Source organism: Methanoregula sp. (assembly GCF_002835825.1).
Classification (GTDB): Archaea; Halobacteriota; Methanomicrobia; order Methanomicrobiales; family Methanospirillaceae; genus Methanoregula.
The window spans coordinates 1-1,095 of record NZ_PIZH01000719.1; the positions used below are offsets into that span (position 1 = coordinate 1).

Below are 1,095 nucleotides of genomic sequence, written 5' to 3' on the forward strand. Positions count from 1 at the left end.
CTCAAGTACGACATCGCGCATGCCTTCAACGAATTTTATGCTGCCAACCACCAGGTGCCCGCCGCCGCTGATACCGCCGCCGGGAATCTCGGTACGGAGCTCGCGCACCATCCGGGGAATATTCATGTGGACGCCTCGTGAGCGCAGGACGGCAAAGTCCGGCCCGAACCCGATGGTGACGACCGGTTCGCCGGCATGTGCCTTGCAGAGGCGGTCGTGCACCTCGCCACTTGTCTTGCCCGGGGGCGGGAAGGTGAATTTGTGGGCATGGATCTCGACATCGATGAGGAAGCAGTGCGCCTCGTTTGCAAGAACCCGCGGGACAACATGCGGCATGCAGGCATTCATCTGGTCCTCGATCATGGTGTTGGCACCTTCGACAAGGAGCCGGACAAGGTTCCGGTGCCGTTCAGTATTGCCGGTGATATTCAGGATGTCCTTGACGATCTCCCGCCCGTCATTGAACCGGAGCCAGAACTGCTCATAGTCAAGGGCAAGTGCGATATCCCTGCAGACCTCTTCGGGATAACTGTCGCGGACAAGTGAAAGGAAGAGGGCGCGTTCGGGAGCCTCGCTCCGGTCCCCGACCCCGGCAACGGCCGGGAGGTGGCGGATGATGGGCTCGACTTTGGGGTTGATGAGCCGGGCGACTTCCGTCCCGAGCATCCCGGCCGTGATCCCGAAGTCGCCGCCAACATGGTACGGGTTGACATGGGCCCTGAGGTACTTGTCGATGGTAGCGTCAGGGTGGTGGTGGTCGATGACGGCGAAATCAATATCGTAGACACTCGCGATACGGTACGCCGGCTCGTCCTCTTCCGTGGACCCGTTGTCCGTCAGCAGGACGAGCGGGATCTTCTGGCCGAACCGGGCATGGTCTTTTAAGGCAAAGTCAAGGTCGCGGGTGATGTCCTCGATCTCATAGAAGGGGGCTTTCGAGGGCGCACGCTTGAAGAGGAAATAATCAGCATCGAAGTCGCCGCCGGATTCCCTTATGAGCGAGACGACCGCCTGCTCGATTGCAACCGAGGAACAGATCCCGGCAGCATCGGCCTGGTGGCGGAGGATGAACGGCAGGAAAGTGACGACGACCTG

General features: G+C 60.6%; 1 pseudogene. It reads right to left on the minus strand.

What is annotated here, in order from left to right:
• Positions 1-1,095 (minus strand): annotated as a pseudogene (locus CW742_RS14680) (phosphoesterase); the annotation flags it as partial.